Source organism: Embleya sp. NPDC127516, from assembly GCF_044765325.1.
Lineage (GTDB): Bacteria > Actinomycetota > Actinomycetes > Streptomycetales > Streptomycetaceae > Embleya.
On sequence record NZ_JBIWJT010000036.1, the window covers coordinates 61,943 to 88,805 of the forward strand.

At 70.9% G+C, this 26,863-nt stretch carries 23 protein-coding genes; 7 read left to right on the forward strand and 16 right to left on the reverse strand.

The genetic code is table 11. The features are described 5' to 3' along the window. Nucleotides 1-2: 2 nt before the first annotated feature. The 4 genes from ACIRL2_RS42905 to ACIRL2_RS42920 form a co-directional block, all read right to left on the reverse strand. Nucleotides 3-1,790 (reverse strand): acyclic terpene utilization AtuA family protein, encoded by a 1,788-nt coding sequence (locus ACIRL2_RS42905; RefSeq protein WP_402239920.1) that lies wholly within the window; start codon nt 1,788-1,790, stop codon nt 3-5. After that, the gene (locus ACIRL2_RS42910) at nt 1,787-3,769 is read right to left on the reverse strand and encodes an acetyl/propionyl/methylcrotonyl-CoA carboxylase subunit alpha (protein WP_402239921.1); all 1,983 of its coding nucleotides are present in this window, start codon (nt 3,767-3,769) and stop codon (nt 1,787-1,789) included. The genes ACIRL2_RS42905 and ACIRL2_RS42910 overlap by 4 nt, the downstream gene beginning before the upstream one ends. Nucleotides 3,770-3,952: 183 nt before the next feature. Then, the gene (locus tag ACIRL2_RS42915; protein WP_395868981.1) at nt 3,953-5,551 is read right to left on the reverse strand and encodes an acyl-CoA carboxylase subunit beta; all 1,599 of its coding nucleotides are present in this window, start codon (nt 5,549-5,551) and stop codon (nt 3,953-3,955) included. 355 nt (nt 5,552-5,906) lie between these two features. Continuing rightward, a complete protein-coding gene (locus ACIRL2_RS42920) occupies nt 5,907-6,719 on the reverse strand; it encodes a hypothetical protein (RefSeq protein WP_395868983.1) in 813 nt (270 codons plus the stop codon). Between the two features lie 219 nt (nt 6,720-6,938). Here ACIRL2_RS42920 and ACIRL2_RS42925 point away from each other — a divergent pair, with 219 nt between their 5' ends. Continuing rightward, nucleotides 6,939-7,655 (forward strand): hypothetical protein, encoded by a 717-nt coding sequence (locus ACIRL2_RS42925; protein WP_395868985.1) that lies wholly within the window; start codon nt 6,939-6,941, stop codon nt 7,653-7,655. 104 nt (nt 7,656-7,759) lie between these two features. Continuing rightward, on the forward strand, nt 7,760-8,452 hold the full coding sequence (locus ACIRL2_RS42930; protein ID WP_395868987.1) for a DNA polymerase beta superfamily protein: 693 nt from the start codon (nt 7,760-7,762) through the stop codon (nt 8,450-8,452). 70 nt (nt 8,453-8,522) lie between these two features. Here ACIRL2_RS42930 and ACIRL2_RS42935 read toward each other — a convergent pair whose 3' ends face one another. Together ACIRL2_RS42935 and ACIRL2_RS42940 are read right to left on the reverse strand one after the other, a co-directional pair. Further along, nucleotides 8,523-8,720, reverse strand: a complete 198-nt coding sequence (locus tag ACIRL2_RS42935) for a DUF397 domain-containing protein (RefSeq protein ID WP_395868989.1) — start codon at nt 8,718-8,720, stop codon at nt 8,523-8,525. Further along, nucleotides 8,717-9,535, reverse strand: a complete 819-nt coding sequence (locus ACIRL2_RS42940) for a helix-turn-helix domain-containing protein (protein ID WP_395868991.1) — start codon at nt 9,533-9,535, stop codon at nt 8,717-8,719. The genes ACIRL2_RS42935 and ACIRL2_RS42940 overlap by 4 nt, the downstream gene beginning before the upstream one ends. Before the next feature lie 107 nt (nt 9,536-9,642). On the opposite strand from ACIRL2_RS42940, the gene ACIRL2_RS42945 reads away from it, so the two are divergent. The 3 genes from ACIRL2_RS42945 (at nt 9,643) to ACIRL2_RS42955 (ending at nt 11,254) form a co-directional block, all read left to right on the forward strand. Next, complete coding sequence (locus ACIRL2_RS42945) at nt 9,643-9,894, forward strand: hypothetical protein (protein ID WP_395868993.1); 252 nt, start codon at nt 9,643-9,645, stop codon at nt 9,892-9,894. Further along, nucleotides 9,891-10,079 (forward strand): hypothetical protein, encoded by a 189-nt coding sequence (locus ACIRL2_RS42950; RefSeq protein ID WP_395868995.1) that lies wholly within the window; start codon nt 9,891-9,893, stop codon nt 10,077-10,079. The genes ACIRL2_RS42945 and ACIRL2_RS42950 overlap by 4 nt, the downstream gene beginning before the upstream one ends. Before the next feature lie 575 nt (nt 10,080-10,654). After that, nucleotides 10,655-11,254: a hypothetical protein gene (locus tag ACIRL2_RS42955; RefSeq protein WP_395868997.1), complete on the forward strand. Its 600-nt coding sequence runs from the start codon at nt 10,655-10,657 to the stop codon at nt 11,252-11,254. Nucleotides 11,255-11,352: 98 nt separating this feature from the next. Here ACIRL2_RS42955 and ACIRL2_RS42960 read toward each other — a convergent pair whose 3' ends face one another. Continuing rightward, nucleotides 11,353-12,915, reverse strand: coding sequence for an APC family permease (locus ACIRL2_RS42960; RefSeq protein WP_402239928.1), 1,563 nt, complete (start codon nt 12,913-12,915; stop codon nt 11,353-11,355). A 61-nt stretch (nt 12,916-12,976) separates the two neighbouring features. After that, entirely contained in the window at nt 12,977-13,669 is a 693-nt protein-coding gene (locus ACIRL2_RS42965) for a TetR/AcrR family transcriptional regulator (protein WP_395868999.1), read from the reverse strand. A gap of 169 nt (nt 13,670-13,838) precedes the next feature. On the opposite strand from ACIRL2_RS42965, the gene ACIRL2_RS42970 reads away from it, so the two are divergent. Next, entirely contained in the window at nt 13,839-15,017 is a 1,179-nt protein-coding gene (locus ACIRL2_RS42970) for an FAD-dependent monooxygenase (protein WP_402239931.1), read from the forward strand. Nucleotides 15,018-15,101: 84 nt separating this feature from the next. Further along, nucleotides 15,102-16,025: an alpha/beta hydrolase gene (locus ACIRL2_RS42975; RefSeq protein WP_395869002.1), complete on the forward strand. Its 924-nt coding sequence runs from the start codon at nt 15,102-15,104 to the stop codon at nt 16,023-16,025. A gap of 145 nt (nt 16,026-16,170) precedes the next feature. Here the strand turns inward: ACIRL2_RS42975 and ACIRL2_RS42980 are convergent, their stop codons facing one another. The 8 genes from ACIRL2_RS42980 to ACIRL2_RS43015 all read right to left on the reverse strand — a co-directional run bounded on the left by ACIRL2_RS42980 (nt 16,171) and on the right by ACIRL2_RS43015 (nt 26,574). After that, nucleotides 16,171-16,995: a heme ABC transporter ATP-binding protein gene (locus tag ACIRL2_RS42980; RefSeq protein WP_402239934.1), complete on the reverse strand. Its 825-nt coding sequence runs from the start codon at nt 16,993-16,995 to the stop codon at nt 16,171-16,173. Beyond that, nucleotides 16,995-18,095, reverse strand: a complete 1,101-nt coding sequence (locus tag ACIRL2_RS42985) for a FecCD family ABC transporter permease (RefSeq protein WP_395869258.1) — start codon at nt 18,093-18,095, stop codon at nt 16,995-16,997. The genes ACIRL2_RS42980 and ACIRL2_RS42985 overlap by 1 nt, the downstream gene beginning before the upstream one ends. A 189-nt stretch (nt 18,096-18,284) precedes the next feature. Further along, nucleotides 18,285-19,217: a hemin ABC transporter substrate-binding protein gene (locus ACIRL2_RS42990; RefSeq protein ID WP_395869006.1), complete on the reverse strand. Its 933-nt coding sequence runs from the start codon at nt 19,215-19,217 to the stop codon at nt 18,285-18,287. Nucleotides 19,218-19,372: 155 nt separating this feature from the next. Then, the gene (locus ACIRL2_RS42995) at nt 19,373-21,370 is read right to left on the reverse strand and encodes a SpoIIE family protein phosphatase (RefSeq protein ID WP_402239936.1); all 1,998 of its coding nucleotides are present in this window, start codon (nt 21,368-21,370) and stop codon (nt 19,373-19,375) included. Nucleotides 21,371-21,602: 232 nt separating this feature from the next. Next, on the reverse strand, nt 21,603-22,541 hold the full coding sequence (locus ACIRL2_RS43000) for a hypothetical protein (RefSeq protein WP_402239939.1): 939 nt from the start codon (nt 22,539-22,541) through the stop codon (nt 21,603-21,605). Between the two features lie 96 nt (nt 22,542-22,637). Next, nucleotides 22,638-25,226 (reverse strand): valine--tRNA ligase, encoded by a 2,589-nt coding sequence (gene valS / locus ACIRL2_RS43005; protein WP_402239942.1) that lies wholly within the window; start codon nt 25,224-25,226, stop codon nt 22,638-22,640. A gap of 240 nt (nt 25,227-25,466) precedes the next feature. Beyond that, on the reverse strand, nt 25,467-25,658 hold the full coding sequence (locus ACIRL2_RS43010; RefSeq protein ID WP_395869014.1) for a DUF397 domain-containing protein: 192 nt from the start codon (nt 25,656-25,658) through the stop codon (nt 25,467-25,469). Next, the gene (locus ACIRL2_RS43015; protein ID WP_402239944.1) at nt 25,651-26,574 is read right to left on the reverse strand and encodes a helix-turn-helix domain-containing protein; all 924 of its coding nucleotides are present in this window, start codon (nt 26,572-26,574) and stop codon (nt 25,651-25,653) included. The genes ACIRL2_RS43010 and ACIRL2_RS43015 overlap by 8 nt, the downstream gene beginning before the upstream one ends. Between the last annotated feature and the right edge of the window lie 289 nt (nt 26,575-26,863).

Consider the following 26,863-nt stretch of genomic DNA (forward strand, 5'->3'; position numbering starts at 1 on the left):
GCTCACCCGTCCAGCAGCGTCGTGGGAATGTCGGTGTGCCGGGACCGGATGTACTCGGCCAGGCCCTTGGCCTGCGGGTCCGGGCGGGTGGAGGCCGCGACGCCCTCGCCGAGCAGGCCGGCGATCACGAAGTTGACCGCGCGCAGGTTCTCCAGCACGTACCGCCGGATCGGCAATTCGGCAGCCTCGGGGAGCAGTTCGCGCAGTCGATCCACCGTCAGGTGTCCGCGCAGCCAGCGGAATCCCACGTCGTCGCGGGCCCACAGGCCGAGGTTGGCGTCGCCGCCCTTGTCGCCGGAACGCGCGCCACAGACCAGTCCGAGCGGGACCCGGCGGGTCGGTCCCCCGTCGCGGGCCGCGGGTTCGGGGGCGGGCATGGGATCGGGCAGCGGTGCGGTGTGTTCGGGCGGGGCGATCACCTTGGCTGTGCCGTCGGGCAGCACCACGGTGTGCTCGACCTCGGTCGCCGGGATCCACGCGGCGCGGAAGACGCCGTACGCGGTCTCGGCGGTGGGTGGCGTGGTGGTGTGGAAGCCCGGGTAGCCGGCCAGCGCGAGTTCGACGACCGCGCCGGAGAAGGCCCGGCCGACCTTGGTGGGGTCGGGGTCCTTGACGGTGACCCGCAGATGCGCGGTGGCCTGCTCGTTGGTCGGTGCGTCGGGTCGGTCGTAGCGGATCAGCCGCACGTCTACCTCGGCGAATCGATCCCGGCCGCCGAGCGTGTCGAACAACATGCGTTCGGCGTGCGCGGCCTTGGCCTCGATGTCCAGGCCGGTCAGCACCATGGTCATGGTGTTGCGGTAGCCGCCGAGCTCGTTGACGGCGACCTTGAGGGTGGGCGGCGGCGGCAGGCCGCGTACGCCGCGGATCCGGACCCGGTCCGCGCCGGCTCGGCCCAGCGTGATGGTGTCGAAGCGGGCCACGGCGTCCGGGTTGGCGTAGGCGGGTCCGGCGATCTCGTACAGGAGTTGCGCGGTGACCGTGCCGATCGAGACCAGGCCGCCGGTGCCGCGGTGCTTGGTGATCACCGAGGATCCGTCCGCGGCGACCTCGGCGATCGGGAAGCCGGGGCGACGGGTGTCCAGCGCGAAGTCGGCGGTGCGGCCGGGGCGTTGCAGGCGCGGCAGGTCACCGAGGAAGGGGTAGTTGCCACCCGTGGCCTGCGGACCGCACTCGATCACATGGCCGGCGACGATCGCGCCGGCGAGCCGATCGTGGTCCGTGCGCCGCCAGCCGTGCCACCACGCGGCCGGGCCGACCACCAGCGACGCGTCGGTCACCCGCGGACAGATCACGATGTCCGCGCCCTCGGCGAGCGCTTCGGCGATGCCCCAGCCGCCGAGGTAGGCGTTGGCGGTCACCGCGCGCGGGCCGGCGTCGATCCGGTCCAGCACGTCGTCGCCGGTGACGTAGGCGATCCGTGGGGCCAGGCCCAGGCGTTCCGCGCTCGCCCGCAGCCGCTCGGCGAGGCCGGCCGGGTTGAGGCCGCCGGCGTTCGAAACGATCCGGATGCCCCGGTCCAGGCAGGTGCCCATGACCTGTTCCAGCTGGGTCACGAAGGTGCGCGCGTAGCCGGCGGCGGGATCCTTGGCCCGGGCCTTCCACAGGATGGACATGGTCAGCTCGGCGAGATAGTCGCCGGTGAGCACGTCGATCGGGCCGTCCTCGACCATCTCGCGGGCGGCGGCGAGCCGATCGCCGTAGAAACCGGAGCAGTTCGCGATCCGCACCGGGCGGCGGGCGGCACGCTCGTCACCCGCAGGGTCCTCTCGTCGTCGCGTCCCGCTCATCCGGCCGCCTCCACCGGGGCGGTCACCACGGCCAACACCGCGCCGGCGTCCACCGGTTCTCCGGGGCCGACCGGCAGGTGGGTCACCACGCCCCCGTGTGGCGCGGTCACCTCGTGCTCCATCTTCATCGCCTCCACCGCCAGCACGAGTTGTCCGGCCACCACGTGCTCGCCCTCGGCGACCGCGACCCGCACCACGGTGCCGGGCATCACGGCCAGCAGCGAGCCGGCGGGTTCGGCCTCGGACTCGGCGGGTTCGGGCAGGCGGGGCAGTTCGATCAACTCGCTCGCGCCGAGCGGGCTGTCCAGGTAGATCGTGTCGCCGACCCGGTGCACCGCGATCGTGCGCCGCACGCCGTCCGCGCCCAGGTCCACCCGATCCGCGTGCGCGGCGTGAACGACCAGTCCGGGCAGGGGCTTTCCGTCGATGGCGAGATGGTCCGGGAGGCGGTAGGTGACGGTCGTAGGGCCGTCCGTGTCGTGCGAGTAGGTCACCTGCTGGTCGGCGCTGCGGACGTTGCGCCAGCCGCTGGGGATGCCCGTCAGTACGCGGGCCGCCGCGCGCCGCTCGGCCTGCCCGGCAAGTGCCGCGGCGGCGGCGTGGATCGCGGACACCGCCGGGTCGGCGGCGCACAGGTCGGCGGCCGAATGCCGGGTCAGGAAGCCGGTGTCCGCGTCACCGGCGGCGAACTCCGGCGAGCGCAGGATGCCCACGAGCAGGTCCCGGTTGGTGCGTACGCCGTGCAGCCGGGCCCGGGCAAGCGCGTGGGCGAGCTTGCGGCAGGCCTCGTCGCGGGTCGGCGCGTACGCGATCACCTTGGCCAGCAGCGCGTCGTAGTGCGGACCGACCCGGCTGCCGGTGACCACGCCGGCGTCCACCCGGATGCCGTCCGTCTCGGGGATTTCGAAGCGGTGCAGTATGCCGACCGAGGGGGCGTAGTCGCGTACCGGGTCCTCCGCGTACAGCCGGGCCTCGATCGCGTGGCCGACGGCGACCGGTGCGTCGGGCAGGGCGTGGCCCTGGGCGACAAGGAGTTGCAGCCGGACCAGGTCGAGTCCGGTGGTCAGTTCGGTGACCGGATGCTCGACCTGGAGTCGGGTGTTGACCTCCAGGAGGTGGAAGGCGCCGGCGGGGTCGAGCACGAACTCGACGGTTCCCGCGCCGACATAGCCGATCGCCCGACCCGCGGCGACGGCCGCCGCGCACAGTCGCTCGCGCAGCGCCCGGTCGACGGCGGGCGAGGGGCTCTCCTCGATCAGTTTCTGGTGCCGGCGCTGGACCGAGCAGTCCCGTTCGAAGAGCGCGAGCACGTTTCCGTGGCTGTCCCCGAAGATCTGTACCTCGACGTGCCGCGGTCGCTCGACCAGGCGCTCCAGGAAGACGGTGTCGTCGCCGAACGCGGTGCCCGCCTCGCGCCGGGCGGCGGCCACCGCCCGGGCGAGGTCCGCCTGTTCGCGCACCGCGCGCATGCCTCGACCGCCGCCGCCGAAGGCGGCCTTGACCAGGAGCGGGAAGCCGATCCGGGCCGCGAGCGCGTCGAGCGCTTCGGCCTTCGCGTCGTCGCGGACGATGCCACCCGGGAGGACCGGCACACCGGCGGCGCCCAGCAGTTTTTTCGCGGCGAGCTTGTCGCCCATCGCGGCGATGGTGTCCGGGGCGGGTCCGACGAACACCAGCCCGGCGGCCTCGACCTGCCGGGCGAAGTCGGCGTTCTCGGACAGGAACCCGTAGCCCGGGTGGATCGCGTCGGCGCCGGTGGTGCGGGCCGCCTCGACCAGCAGGTCGCCGCGCAGATAGGTGTCCGCGGCCGCGTCACCCGGCAGCCGGACGGCCTGGTCGGCCGCCGCCACGTGCGGCGAGTCGACATCGGGGTCGGCGTACACGGCCACGGTGTCGATGCCCATCGTGTGCGCGGTGCGGGCGATGCGAACCGCGATCTCGCCGCGGTTGGCGATCAACAGCCTGCGGATGAGCGGCATACGATCCCCTCGGGGTGCGGGTTTCCGGGTCGGTGCGGGTTTCCCGGTTGATTCCGGTTGCAAATCGGTGCGGTTCGGGTCGGTGCCGGGTGGGGTCGGTTTCGGTTTCGGGTGCCTGGCGTCGAGTGCTTGGGGTGTGGGCGGCGCTCGCGGTGTTGCCGCCGGCGGCGGTTGCGAGGCGGGTCACATCCGGAAGACCCCGTATCCCGTGGTGCCCGCGATCGGTGCCGAGTGGGCCGCCGACAGTGCGATGCCGAGCACGGTGCGGGTGTCGCGCGGGTCGATCACGCCGTCGTCGTAGAGCCGCGCGGTGACGAAGAAGGCGTGCGACTCACGCTCGATCTGCGCCTCGATCGCGCCGCGCCGCAGTTCGTCCACGTCCTCGTCGAAGGGCATCCCGCGCGCGGCGGCGGCCTGTCGGCCGACGATGGACAACACGCCGGCCAGTTGCGCGGCGCCCATCACCGCGAGCTTCGCGGTCGGCCACGCGAACAGCAGCCGCGGGTCGAAGGCGCGGCCGGACATGCCGTAGTTGCCCGCGCCGAAGGACGCGCCGATGTTCAGGGTCAGATGCGGCACGGTCGAGTTGGTCACCGCGTTGATCATCTTGGCGCCGTCCTTGACGATGCCGCCCTGCTCGTACGCGGTGCCCACCATGTAGCCGGTGGTGTTCTGGAGGAACAGCAGTGGGGTGTCCGAGCGGTTCGCCAACTGGATGAACTCGGCGGCCTTCTTCGACTCTTCGCCGAACAACACGCCGCGCGCGTTGGCCAGTACGCCGACCGGGAAGCCGTGCACGGACGCCCATCCGGTGACCAGGCTGGTCCCGTAGCCGGGCTTGTACTCGCCGAACCGCGAGCCGTCCACGACCCGGGCCAGCAACTCCCTTGGATCGAAAGGGACTCGCAGATCCGCCGAGACCAGGCCGAGCACCTCGTCGATGTCGTACAGCGGCTCGTCCGCCGGCTTCGTCGGTCCGGGTCCGCGTTTGCGCCAGTTCAGGTCGGCCACGATCCGCCGCCCGATCCGCAGGCAGTCGTACTCGTCGACGGCGTAGTGATCGGCGAGCCCGGACACGCGCGCGTGCATCGCGGCGCCGCCCAACTCCTCGTCGTCGGCCTCCTCGCCGGTGGCCATCCGCACCAGCGGCGGACCGCCCAGGAACACCTTGGCCTGCCCGGCCACGAGCACCGAGTGATCGCACAGCCCCGGGATGTACGCGCCGCCCGCCGTCGAGTTGCCGAACACCAGCGCGATGGTGGGAATGCCCAGCGCGGACAGCTCGGTCAGGTCGTGGAAGACCCGCCCACCGGGGACGAACAACTCGGCTTGGGTGGGCAGATCGGCCCCGCCGGACTCGACCAGGCTGATCACCGGCAGCCGGTTGCGGCGGGCGATCTCCAGCGCACGCAGGTTCTTGCGCAGGGCGTATGGGTTGAGCGAACCGCCGCGCACCGTCGGGTCGTTGGCGATCAGCACGCACTCCACGCCGGAGACCGGGCCGATGCCGGTGACCAGACCCGCGCCGACGGTGAACTCGGTACCCCACGCGGCGAGTGAGGACAGTTCCAGGAAGGGCGCGTCCTGGTCGAGCAGCAGCTCGATCCGCTGACGTGCGGTCAGCCGCCCGCGCGCCAGGTGCCGTTCGACGTAGCGCTCGCCGCCGCCGGCGCGGGCCAGGTCGAGCTGTTCGTGCAGCGCCGCGAGGGCGGCGAGCTGCGCCGTGCGGTTGTCCCGGTAGGTGTCCGACCGGGGATCGAGCCGGGAACGAAGTACGGGCACGACGTCGCCTCCTCGCCTGACGAAGCACGTCGACGCATATCGACGCATGTCGAAGGCAGCTTCCGGATGTTAACGGCCGGTCACTTGGCTACGGAAGGGTCGGCGCGGTACGGCGATCGACGGCGCGGAAGGGCTCCGGGTGGGTGTGGAGTGGCGGCGCGGGCGGAGTGGGCCGATGGGGTGACGGCGGGGGCTGGTCGCGGTCGGGCGTCGGCCATGTGGGTCCTCCGGGGCGGCGGGATGGGTGGCGGATCACCGCTCCGGTACCCCCTGCCCGGGAAAACACGACACCGACGCGGGCCCGGGATGGCGGGATCGCGTCGGTGTCGGGGTCGGGTCGGTCCGGCGGTCCGGGTCAGCCGTGGTGGTGGCCGTGGTGACCGTGGTGGCCCGCGTGCGCGTCGGCGGGCTCGCCGGTCGGCGCGGCGGTCGGCCTCGCGGCCTCGACGGTGAATTCCGCGGTCCGCACCACGCCGCCGTGCTGGAAGTCGAGGAAGAACCGGTAGGTGCCGACGCTGGGCAGCTCGGTGTGGAAGGCGATCTCCGGGCCTGCCGGGGTGATCCCGTCGCCCGGTGCGCCGCCCGGGTGTACGTGCAGGTAGGCCAGATCGCCCTCGCGCAGCACCACGAGGTGCCCGAACGCGGCGAGGTACGGCTCCAGGTCGGTGACGGGGCGGCCGTCCCGGGCCACCGCGAGGGTGATGTGCGCGCCCTGCCCGGCGGCCGGCTCACCGGCCAGGGTCACCGTGTACCCGTCCACCTCGGCGGTCGGCGCGGGCGCGGGCAGCGGCACCGGCCGGAAGTCGCCGGCGACGTGGATGTCCACGCCGAGGGTGAGCGGGGTGCCGGTGGCGGCCGGGGCGAAATCGGTGAAGACGCGGTAGGTGCCGGCCCGGTCGAGGGTGAGTTCCTGGGTCCAGACGCCGTCCTCGCCCAGCACCGGGTGAACGTGCCGGAAGCCGCTCAGGTCGCGGCGGACCACGATCAGGTGCAGGTCCTTGTCGTGTTGCGGTAGGTACTCGCGCACCGGAGCTCCGTCGGGGCCGTCGATCCGGAACGCGAAGGTGCCGGCGGGCGCCGCGACCGGGACCAGCGTGTAGCCGTCGCGGGAGACCTGGAGGCCCTCGGGCGTGGCGGGGGCTGCGGCGTGGTGGGCGTGGACGGTCATGACGGGCTCCCGGAATCGAGTGGTGTGGTCGAGCGGGCCGGTCCGGCCGTTCGGTGGCCTCGGTCGCGGCCACAACCGAAAGCTATACCCCCCGGGGGTATTCAGGCAAGCGGAGATGAAGCGAAGTGACCGGGATGGCTTGACGGCTAACATCGTTAGCCGGATGATGAACCCAAGCGGCTAACGCCGTTAGCCGATCGAATCTCGGGAGACGACCTCATGACCATCACCATGAACACGACGGACACGATGACCGCGACGCCCGCCTCGGGCGAGCAGGCCACGCCGCTGCCGCACGCACCCGGCGCACGGAACCGGCAACCGCTCGTCGCCGGTGTCACCCACGCCGCCGCCTGGGTCGCCGGCCTCACCGTCGCGGCCGGCACCACGCCGGAGCTGGGCGACTCGGCAGCCCAGATCACCTCCGCGTACGTCGACGACGCGAGCCGGGCCGTCGCGCAATCCGTCCTCGTGCACGGGCTCGCGGCCGGCGCGCTGGCCGTACTCGGTGTCGCGCTGCTGCGCCGGGCGGCCGGCGGCCGGGACCGGGCCACCCGCTTCGCGGGTTGGGCGGGCCTGACCTCGGCCGTGCTCGCCGCCGTGCAACTGGTGCTCGAACTGGTCGCCATCGGCCGGGCCGACGCAGCCGATCCCGGACTCGCGGGCGGGCTGTTCGAGCTGGTCCAGCGCATCGACGGGGTCAAGATGTTCGCCCTCGCCGCGCTGGCGTTGGGCGTGGGTGTCGCCGCGCGCCGGGTCGTGCCGCTGCGCCGCTGGGAATCGCTCACCGGCCATGCCCTCGCCGCCACGATCGTCGGCTCCGGCCTCGGCTACCTGCTCCTGAACACCGCGTTCGCGCAGTTGGCCCTGCTGTCCCTGCCGCTGCTGCTGGTCTGGGTCGTCGCCCTGGGCCACGCGTTGTCCCGGCGGTCCTGACGGCGTCGATGGGTGCGCGGGCGGGAAAACGGGATTCGCATCGTGCGCGGGATGTCGGATACTTCGGGCTCGGCCGCAGGATCATGGGAGCGAGGATCGGCGAGATGCGCACACTGCTGATGGGAGTGGTCGGCTCGACCGCCTATGGGCTGGCCACGGCGGAGTCGGACGAGGACCTGCTCGGCGTGTACATCGCCGACTCGCGCGAGGTCCTCGGGCTGAACGGCGCCACGGTGACGAGCGGCTCCAAGGTGACCACGAAGCCCGACGTGACGATGCACGAACTGGGCAAGTACTGCGGGCTGGCGCTCAAGTGCAACCCGACGGTGACCGAGCTGCTCTGGCTCCCCGAGTACCGGGTCGAGACCGAGGCGGGCCGCCGACTCCGGTCCCTGCGCGGCGCGTTCCTGTCCACCGAATACGTGCGGTCGGCCTACGGCGGCTACGCCATCCAACAGGCCAAGCGGCTGCTGGGTCGGCACGAGGCGGGCAAGGATGGCTTCTCCTCCGACACGGCCAAGCGCACCGCCAAACACGGCCGGCACTGCCTACGACTCCTGCTCCAGGCCCAACACGTGCTCCGCACGGGCGAGTTGCTGCTCGACGTCAGCGCCCACCGCGAAGACCTCTTCGCTGCGGGTCGGCTCGCCGCCGAGAACCCCGAGGCGTTCACGCAACGCTTCGAACGCGAGAAGGCCACCCTCGACGCCATCGACTCGGTCCTCCCCGACCGCCCCGACCGCGAAGCGATCAACACCCTCGTGGTCGACCTCCGGCTGGCCGCACTCACGGGGTGAACCCGATGGGTCAGCCGACCTTCATCTCGTAGCGGAGCCGCCAAGTCGCCAGGGCGGCTCTATGCCCTGATCAGCGGGTGAGCGCAGCCGTCAGGGCCGCCCACGAGGCAGAGGGCACCAAGAGGTGACCGACACGCACGTCTTTGCTGTCTCGAACCGGGACAACACCCGAAACGCCGACTGCCACCTCCACGCAGTTGGCATCGCCCCCATTGCTGTAGGTGCTCTTACGCCACGCCGCAGCCTTCGCGATGGGGGTCTCGTTCATGATGCTTCTTCCTCCATGACCCGCTTGATGAAGCTCACGGACTCGTCCGGGGAGAGCGCCGAGTCCCGTACTCGATCGTAGGACAAGCGGTGCAGCCCAACCTCGCCCGGATCCTCGATGAGTTCACCCGACTTGCTTCCTTCCAGGTAGGCAACCCCGGTCCCGTCCGACATCCAAAGCAGCGAAAGGGAACCACCCATCAGGTCGTGTGATCCCGCTGCGAATGGAAGCAACTGAATGACGGTGTGCGGAGTTTGCGCCGCCTCGACGATCCGCGCGAGTTGCGCCTGCCAGAGCTTCGAGTCCGCGAGCGGGCGCCTGATCGCAGCCTCGTCCAGGATGACCCGCAGGCTCGGCGGCGGATCCCGGTACAGCAGATCCTGTCGGGCAATACGCTCGGCGACTTGCGCCTCCAGTTCGTCCTTATTGGTCATCGGTTGCGACGACAGGACAGTTCTCGCATACGCCTCCGTCTGCAACAGGCCCGGCACCGCAAGCATGTACTTGTGCATGATCGTGGCCTGCGCTTCCCAGTACATGAACTCGTGGTAGCGCTCTCGGGCCGCCTCCTTCCGCGCTCGTTTCCACAACCACACCAACAAGCCCCTGGTCTCGTAGACGTCGTCCAATGCCTTCATGACAGGACGCTCGGATAGACGTTCGCCTGTTTCAAGGCGATGCAGGTAGGAGCGGTCGTATCGGGTGTCCTCGGCGAGCTGGGCGAGTGATTTCCCGCTGGCTTCCCGCAGACGGCTGAGCTGGTTCGCCAGGACCTCTCGGGCCGAATAGTCGTCTTCGACGTCGCGCTCAACCATGCCAAGTCCCCTTGTTGTCCAGCTCGTGGGCCACAGCGCCCTCCTGTCGAAGCCTATGAGAATGCGTCACGCTTTGAACACGGAAAGCGACGAACGGAGATGCATCCATGCCCATCGACAGGAAGACCGCCGAGGCATATCCCACCGAGCCCTGCGACTGGACCAGGGATGACGTGACCCGTTTCTGGAAGGCGAACAACAAAAGCGTCGTCCGCTGTGAACTCTCGGGCCGTATTGGCGTCTTCGCGGCGGTCATCCACATGCAAGCGTTTGTGCGTCTTCCGGGCGGGACCGAGTTCCGCACCCACTGCGCCAACCTCGTGGTGCTGGACGAAGAGGCCACCGGCGAGACCCGATGAACGACGTCAACGAAGCGCGTGAAGTCGAGTCGACCGTCGCGGCGGAGCGAACCGCCTACCTGGCGGTGCTCGTGCGCCGGGCCGTCCGGCTGCCGGGTGTATCCGCCGACGTTCGAGGGCGGAACGACGCAACGGCCGCCGTCCCGGTGCACGAGGCGCGTCGAAGCCACCGGATCGCGCCGTGAACCCGCGCGGCACGCCCCGCCGTCGTTTCGCCGCGCCCGGGCCCGGGAGTTCCGATCCGGGCGCGGAGCTCGTCCGCATCGTCAAGAGCGACGAACGCCACGACGCGCCGAGCCCACACCCTCGCCCCCCGATCCGGCTGGGCGATCACGTGCGGATCATCGATCCCACCCAGCGCCTCGGACAACCCGCCGGCACGGTGATCGCGCTCGACGATTTCCCACCCGGGCGATCCGTGTGCGTACAGCCCCTCGACGGCGGCGTGTTCTGGGTTCGTTGGATCCACGAAGTCGAGCACGCACCACCCCACCGATGAGCATTTTCACCGTGCCGCAAAAAAGCACCCACACGGCAGCCCCGCTCGCGTAGCACCCCGACTACACAAAGTGCGGTTCGGCAGGTCCGAACGACGAAATGGGGCGTCCTCGGCGAACGCGTTGAACACGAATGCGCAACGAGAGGTTTCCACTGGAAATCTCGCTGCCGATGTCGTTGGAACACCGATAGGTTGTGCGCTCCCGAGGCCCCGAATCTCTGGGTCTCCAACGCTCCGTATCCCTGGGGGATCCCGCACGTCATGACCATGCCGTTCCAGAACGAAACGCAGCTGATCATCCGTCAGAACTTCCGCCCGATCGTGAACCAGTACGTGGTTCACCTGGTCGGTCCGGACGGGCAACACGGACCGGTGATCGCGTTCGCCCAGCAGAAGCGCGGCAAGCTCAAGGAAGAGGTCATCCTCTACACGGATGACACCAAGACCACCGAACTCGCCCGCTTCAAGGCACGCCAGATGCTCGACGTGCGCGCCCAGCACGACGTGACCGGCGTCGAGGGCACCAACCTCGGCATGTTCTCCAAGGACTTCAAGAAGTCCCTCCTGCGCTCCACCTGGAACCTCGAACGCCCGGACGCCGCCAAGGCCGTCGGCCAGGAGCGCAGCCTCTTCGGCGCGATCCTGCGTCGCGTCTGGGGCTTCATACCCGTGGTCGGCGCGTGGCTGCCCGCCCCGACCTACCACTTCGACTTCGTCGACGAGGCCGGCAACGCCGTCCTGACCGTCGAGCGCCAGATGAAGCTCCGCGACCAGTACCTGGTCAAGCTGCCGGACTCGACCATGGACCGCCGCCTGGCGATCTGCGTCGCGGTCGCGATGGACGCCATCCAGAACCGCTGACCACCCCGGCGCGCACCCGCCACCCCTCCCCGCGCACGCCGACCGTCCCCGAACCGGCCGGCGTGTGCGCGGGGGCCGCCGTGCGCGCGGTGGGTTCGTCAGTCCGTGTCCGGCACCAGTACCGGCGTGTCCCGCTTGAGGATCTCTCCTCGGAAGAACGCCGGGCTCCTGAACCGCTGCACCTCCATCAACACCGCGCCGAGGACCAGCAGGCCGACGCCGATGATGAAGACACTCCCGACGCCGGCCACGCGGTTGCCGTCGCCGTAGTTGGGGTCGGCCACGTCGACCAGGGTCTTTATGAAGATCGCGCCCAGCATCAGGCCGCCCAGCGCCGGCATCACGCCCTTGATCATCGCCTCGTGCAGGCTGCGCGAGAGGTCCTTGCGGAAGTACCAGACGCAGGAGAACGCGGTCAGCGAGTAGTAGAAGCAGATCATCAGGCCGAGCGCGTAGATCGTGTCGGTGAGCACGTTCTCCGACAGGATCGTCATGATCGTGTAGAACGCGCCGGTCGCGACGCCGGCCGAGACGGTCGCGAAGCCCGGTGTCTTGAACGTGGGATGCACGCGCGAGAACACCTTGGGCACCGCCTCGTACGCACTCATCGACAGCAGCGTGCGGGCCACCGGGATGAAGGTGGTCTGGAGGCTGGCGATCGAACTGGCGAGCACCGCGACGAACATCAGGATGCCCAGACCCGAACCCATCACCGGGTCGGCCAGCTTCGCGAAGATGTTGTCGTCCTCGTCGTTGTTCAGGCCCAGCCCGGTGGTTCCGGTGCCCGCGTACATCAGGGTGGCGACGCCGGTCATCAGGTAGGCGACCACGATGAACAGGACCGAGATGATCGCGGCCCGCCCCGGGACCTTGGGACCGCCGGCGGTCTCCTCGTTGATGCTCAGGGCGGTGTCCCAACCCCAGTACATGAAGATCGACAACGACAGACCCGCGGTCAGCGCGGTGAAGCCGCCGTCGATCTCGAACGGGTTGAACCAGCTCCACGAGAACGGGATCGACGTGGGCACGTCACCGCCGGTGGCCTTGGCGATCGCCATCACGACGAACAGCGCGAGCACCGCCAGTTGCAGCGCCACGAGTACGTATTGGACCCGCTTGGTCACGGTCATCCCGCGATAGCTGATCGCGGTCGCGATCGCGATGAAGACCAGGCACGTGGGCACGTGCACCAGCTTGTTGTCGTCCAGCTCCTTGACCCAGTCGCTGTTGAACGCCTCGCCGAGCGCGAGGTAGAAGAACGACGTGCCGATGCCGGCCAGGTTGGACAGCACGATGACGGTCGCCATCACCAGGCCCCAGCCGCACAGCCAGCCCACCCTCGGGCCGAACGCCTTGACCGTCCAGGTGAACGAGGTGCCCGCGTCCGGCACGGCCTTGCTGAGTTCGCGGTAGGCGAAGGCGACGAGCAACATCGGGATGAAGCCGACCAGGAAGATCGCCGGGGCCTGTGTGCCGACCTTGTTGACCGTGGGGCCGAGCGCGCCGGTAAGGGTGTACACCGGCGCCACCGTGGAGATGGCGACGACCACGCTCCCCAGCAGGCCGATGGAATTTCGGTTCAGGCCCTTGTCCTTGAGATCGGACTCCGGAAGGTAGTGCGACTCCCCTACCCGGTGGTGCCTATCGCCCCTGTGGCGCACGTGCTCGTTCTTCACAAGCGAACAGACTAAGTCAGGATGAAACGACTTTTGACCAAGGGGGTCACGAACGATCCGGTGAGTCGCTCATGTCACTCGTTGGGGCTTTTCCAGCGGACCGACCGGTGGACCGAAGGGCCGCATCGCCGAGCATTCCGGACAGGAGTTCGGTGACCCCGACCCGGATATCGTCCCGCGACGGCGGCGTCGCCCACCCGGCGCCCACGATCGAGTCGAACATCACCCCTTCGCACCACGCGACCAGGGACCGGCCGTGCCGCTCGGGCGCGGGCGAGCCGAGCGCGGCCAACATACCGACCGCCGCACCCCGGAACGCGGCGCCCGCCTCGTCGTACACCCCGCGCAACTCGGGCCGCCGGGTCGCCTCCAGCGCCAGTTCGTAGCGGGCGATCTTCTGCTCCCGCCCGTCCCGGATCGCGTCGCCCACGATCACCGCGACCAGGTCGGCGATGCCCGCCACATCGCCGGGCAGCGCGGCCGGCAGCTCGCCGTCGGTCAGCGCGGGCGCGAACTTGCCCGCCTCCAGGACGGTCATCCGCGCCAACGCCACCTCCAGGAGCGCGGCACGCGTGCGGGCGTAGTACGACGTGGAGCCGGGCGGCAGGCCGGCGCCCTCGTCCACGGCGCGATGGGTCAGTCCGCGCATGCCGCGCTCGACGAGCAGGCGGATCGCGGTGTCGGCGATCAGGACGAGTCGGTCCGAACGGTCGGGGCTGGTGCGCTTCGCGGTGGTCACGCGAGCCAGCCTGCCACGCCACTACGGATGTAGAGATCCGACGCACTACACCCGTAGAGATCTGCCCACTACAGGCGTAGAGATCCTGTCCACTACACATGTAGAGTCATTGACACGTCCTCTACACCTGTAGTGGATGTCGAGAAGGAACGACCCATCCGGGGGAACCATGTCCGTCACGAAGCCCGAGGCGATCATCGTCGGCGCCGGACCCGGCGGGCTGACCGCCGCGACCGCCCTGCACCGGAACGGGTGGTCGGTCCTGGTCCTGGAACGCGCCGCCACGCTGGAGCCGATCGGCGCGGCCATCGTCGTCGCACCCAACGGGCTGCGCGCCCTGGACGCGGTCGACGCGGGCAGTCCTCTGCGCAAACTGGCCGCGATCCAGGGCGCCGCGACGCTGCGTCGCCCGGATGGGCGGGTGCTCGCGCCGACCAGCGGCGAAGCCTTCGTCGAGCGCTTCGGCGAACCGGTGGTGCTCGCTCCCCGGGCCGAACTGATGCGCGTACTGCACGCGAGCCTGCCGGCGCACGCGCTGCGCACCGGGACGACCGTGCTGACCGTGCGCCCCGGCGGCCCGGACGAGCGGGCCTCGGTGACCACCGCGGCCGGCGACACCCTGACCGCCGACCTCGTGGTCGCCGCGGACGGGATCCGCTCGCCGATCCGCCGGGCGCTCTTCCCCGAGCACCCCGGCCCGCGCTATGCCGGATTCACCACGTGGCGCGCGATCGTGCCGGGCATGGACATCGTCCCCGGCGAGACCTGGGGCCGCGGCCTGGTCTTCGGCGCGATGCCGCTCGCCGACGGCCGGGTGTACTGGTACGCGACCGCGAACCGCCCCGCGGGCGCGACGCACGGTGACGAGCGGGCCGAACTGCTGCACCTGTACCGGGACTTCCACGCGCCCATTCCACAACTGATCGCAGCGGCGCCGGCCGGGGAAATCCTGCACCTGGACGTGCACGAGATGGCCGAGCCGCTGCCGGCCCACCACCGGGGACGGGTCGTGCTGATCGGCGACGCGGCGCACGCGATGACGCCGAACCTGGGTCAGGGCGGCAATCAGGCACTGGAGGACGCGATCGAACTGGCCGACGTGCTTTCGGGCGCGGACGCCGACGGCGTGGTCGACGCGCTGCCCGCGTACACCGCGCGGCGGCTGCCGCGCACCTCCGATGTGGTGCGCAAGTCGCGCCGCATGGGGGCCATGGCGCAGTGGGAGGGCCGAGGTGCCGTCGCGGTCCGGGACACGTTGTTGCGGGTGGCCGGCCGGGTCGCGCCGGACGCGGCCCTGCGCCCGCTGGACACGGTCCTGGCCTGGCGCCCGCCGGTGGCTTCGGCCTGAACCGCCGGGTGTTTGCGGGTTCCACCCGCGAGGGATGCGCCGTACATTCCGTACCGGCCGGTATGTGGTTGACGGAGGGGGAACGTGGTGGCGATCGATCCGCAGCTCGTGGAGCTGTTGAGTGTCATGCCGGAGGATCTGTTCGTGGGCGACGCGGCCACCGCGCGGGCCACCATCGACGCCGGGATCGGACTGCTGCCGGTGATGACCGAGCTGGCCCGGGTGGAGGATCGCACCATCCCGGGTGCCGTCGACGCGCTGCCCGCTCGGGTCTATCGGCCCTCGGAACAGCCCGATCTGCCGGTGACCGTGTTCTTCCACGGCGGCGGGTTCGTGATCGGCGGTCTGCACAGCCACGACGCGCTGGCCCGGCGGATCGCCCGGCACGCCGAGTGTGTGGTGATCTCGGTGGACTACCGGCTCGCCCCCGAGCACCCGTTCCCGGCCGCGACCGAGGACGCGTTCGCCGCGTACCGCTGGGTGCTCGACAACGCCGCCGAACTGGGCGCCGACCCGGCCAGGATCGCCCTGGCCGGCGACAGCGCGGGCGCCACCCTGTCCGCGACCACGTGTCTGCTGGCCCGCGACCACGGCCTCCCGCAGCCGGCCCTGCAGATGCTGTGGTATCCGGCGACCGGCGTCGAGGACACCGTGTCCCGGGCCGAGAACGCGCACGCGCCGCTGCTCACCGCCGCCTCGATCGCGTGGTTCATGAGCCACTACTTCGGCGGACGGGGGTTCGACGAACTGGGCCCGTACGCCCGGATCGGCACCATCGAGGACCTGTCCGGGCTGGCGCCGGCGCACGTCGTGCTGGCCGGCTACGATCCGCTGCGCGACGAGGGCGCGGACTACGCCGAGCGATTGCGCGCGGCGGGCAACACCGTCGAGTGCGAGCTGTTCGAGGACATGGTGCACGGCTTCATGAGCTTCGTGGACCTGATCCCGCGCTGCGAGGAGTGCGCCTCGGGGTCTTTCACCGCACTGCACAAGGCACTGCACCCGTAAAGCACGGCACCTGTAGGGCGGTTAGGACCGGGCGGACGCGGGCCCGACGGACGCGGACCGGGCGGACGCGGACCCGACGGAGACGGACGCGACAGGCGCGGACCCAACAGGGCTGCGGCGAAGGCGCGACAGCGCAAGGCCGCCGTCAGCGCGACGGCAGGATCAGCAACTCGTCCGAGCCCGGCCGCCGCAGCACGTCCACCGGATGGCCGTACAGGTCGGACAACACCGGTGCGGTGCACACCCGGTCCGGCGGACCGCACGCGACCAGACGGCCGCCGGCGAGCAGCGCGATCCGGTCCGCGTAGGCGGCGGCCAGGTTGAGGTCGTGCAACACGATCACCACCGCGTCACCCCGGCGGGCCCGGGCGCGGGCCAGCCGCAGCACGTCCTCGGTGTGCTTGAGGTCCAGCGCCGCGGTGGGCTCGTCGAGGAACAGCACGGGTGCGCCCTGCGCGAGCACCCTCGCCAGTGAGACCCGGGCCCGCTCGCCACCGGACAACGACGGGTAGGCCCGGTCGGCCAGGTGCGCGACATCCGTCTCGGCCAAGCAGCGCGCCACGATGGCGTCCTCGGACTCCTCGCTCGGCAGTCCCGCGTGCGGCGCGCGGCCCATCCGCACCACCTCGTCCACCGTGAACGGGAAGGACAGCGTGACATTCTGCGGCAACACCGCGCGGCGCAAGGCCAGTTCGCGCTGCGAGTAGTCGGACAACGGCCGATCGGCGATCCGCACGGTGCCCTGATGCGGCGTCAGATCACCGGTGAGCAGGCCGAGCAGGGTCGACTTGCCCGCGCCGTTGGGTCCGAGCACCGCGACGATCTCGCCGTGTCGCACATTCAGCGAGACGCCGTCGACCAGGTTGCGGCCGGCGACGGCGAAGCCGACGTTCTCGGCCTCGACGCCGATCGCGCCGGACTCGGGAGTGGGCGCGGTCGCCGCGCCGCGATTCCGGGCGAGCAGCCTCATCAGGCCCAACCTCCTTGTCGGGAACGGGTCCTGCGCAGCAGCCACAGGAAGAACGGGGCACCGATCAGCGCGCTGAGCACACCGAGCGGTACCTCCTTGGGCATCGCGATGGTGCGCGCCGCGAGGTCGGCGCCGACGGTGACGAGCGCGCCCAGGACGGCGCTCGCCGGCAGCAGCAGCCGGTGTCGGGGACCGGCGATCAGCCGGATGATGTGCGGAACGACCAGGCCGACGAAGGTGATCACCCCGGCCGCGGCGACCGCCGCACCGACCAGGGTGGCGCTGAGCACGACCACCACGATGCGGACCCGTTCGGTGTCCACGCCCAGGTGTCGGGCGCCGCGTTCGCCGAGCGCCATGATGTCCAACGCCCGGGCGTACCGGGGCAGGATCAGCAGGCCGATGATCGCGAACGGCGCGAGCGCGCCGATGATCTTCCAGCTCGCCCCGCCGACGCTGCCCAGGTTCCAGAAGGTGATGCTGCGCAGTTCGGCGTCGTCGGCGACGAAGGTGAACAGCCCGATCGCGGCGCCGGCCAGCGCGTTGATCGCGATGCCGGTCAGTACCAGGGTGACCACTTCGGTGCGGCCGTCCGCACGGGAGAGCAGGTAGACGAACAGCGTGGTGATCAGGCCGCCGGCGAAAGCGAAGGCGGTCACCGTCCAGGAGCCGAACGTGGAGACGCCCATCACGATCGCGCCCACCGCGCCCAGTGCCGCGCCGGAGGACACCCCGATCACGCCGGGCTCGGCGAGCGGGTTGCCGAACACGCCCTGCATCGCGGCCCCGGCGCAGCCCAGGCACGCGCCGACCATGATGCCGAGCACGATGCGCGGGAAGCGGATGTTCCACAACACGGCCTCGTTGGCCTGCGACACGTGGCCGATGTCCAGGCCCAGGTGGTGTAGTACCGAGGAGAGCACCTGATCGGACGGGATGTCGAAGGCGCCCATGCCGGCCGACACGACGCTCGTGGCCAGGAGCAGCAGCACGAGCGTGGGCATCAGCCACCGGCCGTGTTTGCGTGGGGTCGCCACCACGGGGGCAGCCGCGTCCGGAGCCTTCGGCTCCGAGGCCGCCGTCTCCGGATCCGCCGCCACCGGCGCCGCGGTCTTGGTGAGTTCGACCACGGGCGGCGGTGAAGCCGGTTCGTCCGTGGGTTCTTGACGCTCCGTCACCGTTGCCACGGGCTCCCCTGTACCTTCCCGTCGTGTGTCCGCGGGCGCCGCGCGGACCGAGAGGGCCCGGCCGGCGCCTGCGCGGCGGCACGGGCCGAGGCTCGGCCGACCCTAGCCATGCAGCAGATCGACGAGCTTGTTCAGCGCGACGCCCGCGGTCGGACCGCCACCGCCCAGTTCCAGGTCGTCCATCGCGACGACCTTGCGGTTCTGGCCGGCGGGCGTTTGTGCGACACCCGGCAGCTTGAGCACGCCGTCGACGCCGCCGACCGACTCCAGGCCCTTCTGGAAGACCAGGATGACGTCGGGCTTGGCCGCGACCATCGCCTCGGGGGTCAGCGCGGCGGACATCTCCACGCCCAACTCGGTGCCGGTGTCGATGCCGCCGGCGGCGGTGATCATGCTGTCCGGGCCCAGGCCCTTGCCGCCGATCTGGTACAGGTTGGCCTGCCCGCGGATGTACAGGAACGCCACGCGCGGCTTGGTGGTGGCCTGCGCGCCCTTGGCCTTGGCCGTGGCGATCTCGCCGGCGGTCCGGTCGGCGAGCGTCCTGCCCTTGTCCGGCACGCCCAGCGCGGTGGCGATGGTGGTGATCCGGGTGATCGCGTCCTCGGGCTTGCTGCTGTCCGGGATCAGCACGATCGGTACGCCGGCCGCCTTGAGTTGGTCGATCGCGCTGCGCGGCCCGACCGAGGCGCTGCCGATGGCGATCGTGGGCCGCTGGGCGAGGATGCCCTCGGGGTTGAGGGTCCGCGAGTTGCCGAAGGTCGCCTTGCCCTTGCTCTCCGGCAGGACCGCGCCGGAGGTGTCCACGCCGACGACGTTCGAGGCCAGGCCGAGCGCGTACACCGTCTGTGCGATGTCGCCGCCGAGCGGGACGATCCGGCTCGCGTCCTTGACGGTGACCTTGCCCATCGTGGTGTCCACCGTGGCGGGCAACGCCGTACCGGCCGCGGCCTGGCCGGTCTTGCCGTCGGACTTGTCTTCGTCGTCGCCACCGCACGCCGTGGCGAACGCGGTGATGGCGAGGACGGCCGCGGCCACCTTCAAGCTTGTTCGACGCAGACGCATCCGGCGGCCTTTCGAGCTGTGGAGTAGGCGGACGAGCGGCCCGATTTCTTAGGCAAGCCTTGCCTGTCCTACTGCGCAACTTAAAGGTGAGGCTTGCCTAACTTCAAGCCCGGGTCGGGTGGACAACGTCACACGCGAGCCGCGGTCCGCTCCCCCGGCAGCGGCAGGCGCAGCACCAACACCGCCGCGTCGTCGACGTTGCCGGTCTCGTCCGCCGCCGCGAGCACCGCGTCCGCGATCGCCTCGACGCCCGCGTCGGCGCACCCGCGGGCCCGCTCGGCCGCCCGCTGCAGGCCGATGTCGATGGGCCGTTCGCGCGACTCCACCACTCCGTCGGTGACCAGCACGACGATCGAGCCCGGGGTCAGCCGCAGCTCGTGGGTCGGGTAGTCCGCGCCCTCCAGGATGCCGAGCACCGGCCCGCCGGGCGTCTCCAGCACCTGCGATCGCCCGTCCGGGGTGAGCACGATCATCGGTACGTGGCCCGCCCGGCCCACCGCGCACGCACCGGTCGCCGGGTCGATGCCCAGCAGCGTGCAACTGGCGAAGGCGTCCCGGTGCAGCGCGGCCAGCAGGTCGTTGGTCCGGCGCAACACCCGGCCCGGGTCGGCGTCCTCGGCCGCGAAGGCCCGCTTGGTGGTGCGCACCTGCCCCATGAACGCGGCCGCGTCCACGTCGTGGCCCTGCGCGTCGCCGATGGCCACCAACGCGGTGCCGTCATCGCGGGCGATCACGTCGTACCAGTCGCCGCCCACCGACAACCCGTCCCGGGCCGGCGCGTAGCGCACCGCGACCTCCAGGCCCGGCACCACCGGCAGGCGCGCGGGCAGCATGGTGCGCTGGAGCGCCTCGGCGAGTTCGGCGCGGGCCTGTTGCAGCCGGATCCGCTCGATCGCCTGACCGGCCAACTGACCGAAGGTGCGCATCAGCGCCCGCTCGTCCTGGGTCGGCCGGTGCTCGCGGTCGTAGGTCACCGCGAGGCCGCCGATCGGACGGTCGCCGCCGGCGAACGGGATGATCGCGTACGCCCGGGCGTCGGTGGCCTCGATCAGTTCGGGCGCGTCGGGCCATCCCGCGGTGTGCTCCGCGAGCGATTCGACGAAGATCGGCTCTCCGGTGCGAATCGCCCACCCCAGCGGACGATCCGCGGTCGGGGCGATCCGCTCCAGGGCGGGCATCAGGTCCGCCCGTACCCCGGGCCCGAAGGACATCCGCAGCCGGTCGTGGTCCACCAGCGCGACCAGGGCGCCCGTACCGCCGAACACCGGGGCCACCCGGTCGAGCATCACCGCGCTCAGTTCGTCCTCGGTGACCGCGCGGATCAGCGCCGCGGACACCTCGGCCAGTCGCTCGCCGCGTTCGCGCGCCGCGCTCAGACGCCGCTCGGCCTCGGCGCGCAGCCGGACCACCTCGGTCTGGTCGTGGTCGACACCCACGATCACGTCGCGGCCGTCGATGCCCAGCCGGAGCCTGCGCATGTGCGACTCGACCCAGTGCCAACCGTCCGCGCCGCGCACCCGGAACATGGTGCGGTCCTCGTCGACGCCCCCGGGGCGAAGCGCCTCGATCCGTCGGGTGAGGTCCGCCCGATCCTCGGGGTGGACGTCGGCGAGCCAACGCGGGCCGGCGTCGCCGCCTTCGGCGTCCGCGTCCGGAGCGTGCAGCCGTGGCCGGCCGCCGTGCCAGCGCCACGTGCCCGAGTCCGGGTCCCACGTCCACAGTCCGAATCCGCCCAGTTTCGCGGCCAGGCGGAAGTGCACGAGCTGGGCCTCCAGCTCGCTGTGCCCGCGCAGCTCGCGCAGCACGGTGTCGGGTCCGTGCGCGACCGCCTCGAACAGGCAGACCACCGCGATGCCGTCCGCGGTCGGCAGCTCGACCACCTTGGTCGCCGGCCGCCCCGGCGTGGCTCGCGCCTCGCGGACCAGCTCCCGCCACGCCTCCCGGGCGTCGGGCCCGAGTCGGTCGCCGATCAGGGACGGGAGCGGTTGTCCGGGCGCCTCGCCGAGCAGGCCGACGGCCCGGGCGAAGCGTGGCGTGCGGGCCAGGATCCGGCCGTCCGCTCCCACCCGGGCGGCCGCGACGGCCGGGTCGAGCACGATCTCCGTGATTTCTCCGCCTCGCCTCATCGCCGTGTCGGGCCGGTCGCCACGCACGGGCATGCGTGGGCACGCCGCGGCGGCGTGGGAGCTCGGCCCGTCCTCCTGATTCGACCGTAGCCGGGTCAGGGACACCTCGCTCAGGGACCATGCACCCCACGCACGGGGACCTTGGACCCGTTCGTTCGGCGCCGCCGAGTCCGCGCCGCGCGATCCGCGCCGCCCGGTCCGAGGCGCCCGTTGCGCGCGCCGCGCGGTCGTTTCAGCGCTCGCGCCAGGCCCGGCTGTGCCGGCGGATCTCGGCCGCGGAGAAGTTCTCGTGGTCCTCGCCCCACGCGGTGACGCCGTCGAAGGTCCACTCGGTGAGGCCGTTGACGGTGAACAGGTTCGGGTTCAGGAAGAAGCCGAGCCGGTTGTGCATGCGCCCCTCGGCGTGCAGTTCGCGGCCGAGTTCGTCCACCGCGTCGAGCACGATCCGGGTGGCCCAGCCGGTGGTGTCCTCGCGTTCGACCACCTCACGGCGGCCCTTGGCCAGCTTGGCCCAGGTGCCGTCGCGGAGCAGGTAACCGTGGATGGACACGCAGCCCGTGCCGAAGTCCATGGTGATGCTGTGGAAGGCGTCCCGGTCGGAGGCGGTCGCGTAGCTGTAGCCGCCGCGTCTGGCGGGCGACTGCATCAGGCCGGGACCGAACTGCGAGCGCGGTCCCCACGAGCGGTCCCGGAAACCGTACGAGTCGACCGGGATCTCCTCGCCACGCAGCACGAGCGTGCCGGTGTAGCGGCCGGGCTGGTCGACGTGCTTTTCGCCGAGGTAGTGCGGCGGCAGCACCCCGGTGAAGGTCAGGTCGACGTGGATCTCGTCGCCGCCGTCCGGGTCGTCGTAGCCGACCTCGTACACCCGTTGCGGTTCCACGCAGCGCACCCGGAAGCCGTTCGGCAGGCGCAGGTCGGTCAGGTCCTGGTCGGGGATCGGCAGATGCCAGAAGTTCTTGGCGTAGACCGCCTCGTGCGGATGTTGCCCGCTGTCGTCCCAGAAGTACGCGCCGCCCGCCGCGACCCCCTGGTTCGCCCGGAAGAACGGATAGAGCTGCCCGGACAGCCGCTTTTCCGGAACCGTGAAGGTGAACCAGGAGGTCTCCGACCAGTACGGGTCGTCGTTGGTCGGCGGGTGGAACATGTCGTCGGGGTGGTGAGTGGTCATGGCCAACGGGTACTACGGGTACTTGGCCGAGTCAATGACTTTCGCCGACGAGCACCGTGGGCGACCGCTCAGCCCGGCGGGCGACCGCCGTGCCGGCTATTCGAGGGTGACGTCCACTGTGAGCGGTCCCTCCGCGGCAACGCGGTCGATCCGGGTGATGTGTCCGGCCGCGCGCAGATCCGTCTCGACCAGGGCCGCCCGGGCCAACTGGGCCGGGGCGCCGGTGATCGTGACGCCCGCCACCTCGGCCCGCATCGACACCTGCGCGGCGGACTTGGCCTTGCGCACACCGGCGATCAACTCGGACGCGGTACCCAACAACGCCCGATCGGCCGCCGGCGCGTGCGGCTCGGGCCAACTCGCCCGGTGCACCGAGCCGTCCCGCCACCACGACCACACCTCCTCGGTCGCGAACGGCAACACCGGCGCGAGCAACCGCAGCAGTACGGACAGCGCGCTCGCGAGGGCGGCCCGGGCCGACGCGGCGCCCGCCGGCGACCCGGCCTCGCCGTAGGCGCGGGCCTTGACCAGTTCCACGTAGTCGTCGCAGAAGTACCAGAAGAACCGCTCGGTCCGGTCCAGCGCCCGCGCGTAGTCGTAGTCCTCGAACGCCTCGGTCGCCGCACGGACCACCTCCGCCAGTTCGGCCAGCAGCGCCAGGTCCAGCGGTTCGGTCACCGCCTCGGGGACCTCGACCGCATCGTGTGCCCGGTCCGCCTCGACCGCCGGGTCCGCCTCGGCCGCCGGGTCCGCGCCGCCCGCCTCTGCCGCGCCGATCGAGAGCACGAAGCGGCCGACGTTGAGCAGCTTGATCGCGAGCCGCCGGCCGACCTTCATCTGGCCGACGTCGAACGCGGTGTCCACGCCCGGCCGGCCGTTCGCCGCCCAATAGCGCACCGCGTCCGAGCCGTGTTGGGCGAGCAGGTCGACCGGGGTCACCACGTTGCCCTTGGACTTGGACATCTTCTTGCGGTCCGGGTCCAGGATCCAGCCGGAGATCGCCGCGTGCGCGAACGGCAGGCTTTCGTGCTCGGCGTCCGCCCGCACCACGGCGGAGAACAGCCAGGTGCGGATGATCTCGTGTGCCTGCGGCCGCAGGTCCATCGGGAAGACCCGGGCGAACAGGTCCTCGTCGCGACACCAGCCGCCCGCGATCTGCGGCGTGAGCGAGGAGGTGGCCCAGGTGTCCATCACGTCCGCGTCGCCGACGAACCCGCCGGGCTCGCCGCGCTGTTGCTCCTGGTATCCGGGCGGCACATCGGTGTACGGATCGATCGGCAGGTCCGCCTCGGCCGGGCGCAACGGCGTGTCGTGGCGCGGCCGGCCGTCCGCGTCCAGCGGGTACCACAGCGGCACCGGCACACCGAAGAAACGCTGCCGGCTGATCAGCCAGTCGCCGTTGAGGCCCTCGACCCAGTTGTCGTAGCGCACCTTCATGTGCGCCGGATGCCAGGTCAACTCGGCGCCCCTGGCCAGGAGTCGGGCGCGCAGGTCGGCGTCGCGTCCGCCGTTGCGCAGGTACCACTGCCGGGTGGTGACGATCTCGAGCGGCTTGTCGCCCTTCTCGTAGAACTTCACCGTGTGCGTGATCGGCTTCGGCTCGCCGATCAGCTCGCCGCTCTCGCGCAGCATCGCCACGATTCGCTCGCGCGCGGTGAACACGGTCGCGCCGGCCAGTCGCGCGTAGGCCGCGACCGCCTCGGGGGCGTCGATCCCGCTCGGCGGTTCGCTCAGGAAGCGGCCGTCCCAGCCGAGCACCGCCCGGGTTTCCAGGCGCAGTTCGCGCCACCAGGTGACATCGGTGGTGTCACCGAACGTGCACACCATGGCGATCCCGGAACCCTTGTCCGGATCGGCCAGCGGGTGCGCGTACACCGGCACCGCGACGTTGAACAGCGGCGTGCGCACGCTGTTCCCGAACAGGTGGGTGTAGCGGGTGTCGTCGGGATGTGCGACGAGTGCGACGCACGCCGGCAACAACTCCGGTCGGGTGGTCGCGATTTCCAGCGCATCACCGGTCGGCGCGCGAAACGCCAGGCGGTGGAAGGCACCGGGGCGCTCGCGGTCCTCCAACTCGGCCTGTGCGACGGCGGTGCGGAAGGTGACGTCCCACAGCGTGGGGGCCTCGGCCGGATAGGCCTCGCCGCGCTCCAGGTTGCGCAGGAAGGCCCGCTGGGAGGCGGTCCGCGAGACCGTGTCGATGGTCTGGTAGGTCATCGTCCAGTCGACGGACAGCCCGAGCAGCCGCCACAGTTCCTCGAACGCCTTCTCGTCCTCGTGGGTCAGCCGCTCGCACAGTTCGATGAAGTTCCGCCGGGAGACCGGGATCTGCTGCTTGCCGGGCGACGTGGGCGGCACGAAGTCGGCGTCGTAGGGCAGCGCGGGATCGCAACGCACGCCGAAGTGGTTCTGCACGCGCCGCTCGGTGGGCAGGCCGTTGTCGTCCCAGCCCATCGGGTAGAACACCTCGCGCCCGCACATCCGGCGGTAGCGCGCGATGGCGTCGGTGTGGGTGTAGGAGAACACGTGGCCCACGTGCAGCGATCCGCTGACCGTCGGCGGCGGGGTGTCGATCGAGTAGACCTCGTCGCGGGTCCGGCTCCGGTCGAAGCGGTATACGCCCGTCTCTTCCCAGACGCGCGACCATTTCGCTTCCAGCCCGTCGAGGGGGGGCTTGTCGGGCATGCGGGGGGAACCAGTCGGGGCAGCCATGCCCCCGGAGCGTACCCGGCGCCTCGTCCGGACTCGAACCGATTCCGGAGCCGGCAGTGGGTGTCGCGGCCGGTCGGTGGGCCGGGCCGGCCGGATCGGCGGGCCCGGCGGAGCCCGCGGGAGCCGCGGGTGCCTCGGAACGACGGGAGGTCCGCGAGTCGCCCATCGGGGGGGCGGGCGGCTCGCGGACCTCGGGGGCCGGTGACGCAGGGGTCAGGCGTCGGTGCGCAGCGCGCTGACGAATGTGCGCCAGGGGGTGCGGGCGAGGGTCAGCAGCCCGACGGCCGGGTCCTTGCTGTCCCGTACCTCGACGGCGCCGTCCGGGTGCGGGCGGATCTCGGTGCAGTCGCCGTTCTGCATGCTGTAGGAGCTCTTGAACCAACGGGGGGCGTTGTTCTCAGGCATGGCGTTCTTCCTTCTCGGTGGGCGAGTCGCTCCGGTTTCGAGCGGCTCGGTCTGCGAGTTGCTGGGCACTGGCCGCGATGAAGGCCTCCGACTCGACGGGGCTGAGCGCGATGCCCCGCAAGTCGGCGAAGACCTTGCCGTAGTGAGCGGTGTCCTGGGCTCTTTCCAGGTACGCGTGGCTGGTGATGTTCTCCAGCGAAACCACTTCCATCCCCGACGGGGGAGGGAATCCGTAGATCGAGAACGGCGTGGGGCCGCCCGGATAGGCGCCTGCCGAAAAGGGTAGTACTTGCACGGTCACGTTCGATAGTTGTGCAATTTCGATCAAGTGCACGAGTTGTTCTCGAAGCACCCGATGGCCGCCTATTTCCTGGCGCAAAGCGGCCTCGCCGATCACCATCAACACCTCCAGTGGGGCCGGTTCCTCGCGGGTGAGCACGCGCTGTCGATCCAGCCGCACCCGGACCCTGGTGCGGCACTGCTCGTCGACCGGTCCGACCGTGCCGCCGCGGATCACCGCCGTCGCGTACTCCTCGGTCTGGAACAACCCGGGAATGATGCTCGGCTGGAAGCCCAGGCAGGACGCCACCTCGGCCTCCAGTCCGATCAAGTCCAGGAAGTCCTGGGGAAGTTGATCGGCCAGGTCGCGCCACCAGCGCTGTCGGCGGCCCTCGCGGGCGAGCGCCAGCCAGCCCTCCCGCGCCTGTGCGTCGCCCACCTCGTACAGATCCAGCAGCGCCTTCAGATCCAGCGCCCGAATCCCACTGCGTCCGGACTCGATCCGACTGACCTTCGCCGGATGGCAGGAGAGGGCGTCGGCGGCGTCCTCCAGCAACAGCGACTTGTCCTCGCGCAGGCGACGCAGGTTGGCACCCAGAACGCGTCTGCGCACCGTCGGGTATTGCTCCGCGCCCATTTTTCCTCCCGCTCCCGAGCACTTCCGTCGAGGTATTCCGGCCGCGCCGAGGCTTCGAGCCGTTCATCATCTTTACCGGCTTCACCGGCTTTTCCGGGCTTCACCGCGGCGAGTCGCCCGTCATGGTACTCATGTCCGACACTCTGCAAGTCGAGTGAGTTGTTTGACTTGCACTTATTGCGCCCACCGAGGACGCTACTTACAGCGACACCTCGACCACCCGTCGGGCTGCTCGCGCAAGTGACCGATCGCGCCTTTTCCCGACCTTTGGGAGGCGAGGGAACGTGCT

What these genes read in the sequence shown, in the direction of transcription:
- ACIRL2_RS42905 (WP_402239920.1), bottom strand. Translation starts at nt 1,790, where the DNA reads ATGAGCGGGACGCGACGACGAGAGGACCCTGCGGGTGACGAGCGTGCC.
- ACIRL2_RS42910 (WP_402239921.1), bottom strand. Translation starts at nt 3,769, where the DNA reads ATGCCGCTCATCCGCAGGCTGTTGATCGCCAACCGCGGCGAGATCGCG.
- ACIRL2_RS42920 (WP_395868983.1), bottom strand. Translation starts at nt 6,719, where the DNA reads ATGACCGTCCACGCCCACCACGCCGCAGCCCCCGCCACGCCCGAGGGC.
- ACIRL2_RS42925 (WP_395868985.1), top strand. Translation starts at nt 6,939, where the DNA reads ATGACCATCACCATGAACACGACGGACACGATGACCGCGACGCCCGCC.
- ACIRL2_RS42930 (WP_395868987.1), top strand. Translation starts at nt 7,760, where the DNA reads ATGCGCACACTGCTGATGGGAGTGGTCGGCTCGACCGCCTATGGGCTG.
- ACIRL2_RS42935 (WP_395868989.1), bottom strand. Translation starts at nt 8,720, where the DNA reads ATGAACGAGACCCCCATCGCGAAGGCTGCGGCGTGGCGTAAGAGCACC.
- ACIRL2_RS42940 (WP_395868991.1), bottom strand. Translation starts at nt 9,535, where the DNA reads ATGGTTGAGCGCGACGTCGAAGACGACTATTCGGCCCGAGAGGTCCTG.
- ACIRL2_RS42945 (WP_395868993.1), top strand. Translation starts at nt 9,643, where the DNA reads ATGCCCATCGACAGGAAGACCGCCGAGGCATATCCCACCGAGCCCTGC.
- ACIRL2_RS42950 (WP_395868995.1), top strand. Translation starts at nt 9,891, where the DNA reads ATGAACGACGTCAACGAAGCGCGTGAAGTCGAGTCGACCGTCGCGGCG.
- ACIRL2_RS42955 (WP_395868997.1), top strand. Translation starts at nt 10,655, where the DNA reads ATGACCATGCCGTTCCAGAACGAAACGCAGCTGATCATCCGTCAGAAC.
- ACIRL2_RS42970 (WP_402239931.1), top strand. Translation starts at nt 13,839, where the DNA reads ATGTCCGTCACGAAGCCCGAGGCGATCATCGTCGGCGCCGGACCCGGC.
- ACIRL2_RS42980 (WP_402239934.1), bottom strand. Translation starts at nt 16,995, where the DNA reads ATGAGGCTGCTCGCCCGGAATCGCGGCGCGGCGACCGCGCCCACTCCC.
- ACIRL2_RS42995 (WP_402239936.1), bottom strand. Translation starts at nt 21,370, where the DNA reads ATGAGGCGAGGCGGAGAAATCACGGAGATCGTGCTCGACCCGGCCGTC.
- ACIRL2_RS43000 (WP_402239939.1), bottom strand. Translation starts at nt 22,541, where the DNA reads ATGACCACTCACCACCCCGACGACATGTTCCACCCGCCGACCAACGAC.
- valS (WP_402239942.1), bottom strand. Translation starts at nt 25,226, where the DNA reads ATGCCCGACAAGCCCCCCCTCGACGGGCTGGAAGCGAAATGGTCGCGC.
- ACIRL2_RS43010 (WP_395869014.1), bottom strand. Translation starts at nt 25,658, where the DNA reads ATGCCTGAGAACAACGCCCCCCGTTGGTTCAAGAGCTCCTACAGCATG.
- ACIRL2_RS43015 (WP_402239944.1), bottom strand. Translation starts at nt 26,574, where the DNA reads ATGGGCGCGGAGCAATACCCGACGGTGCGCAGACGCGTTCTGGGTGCC.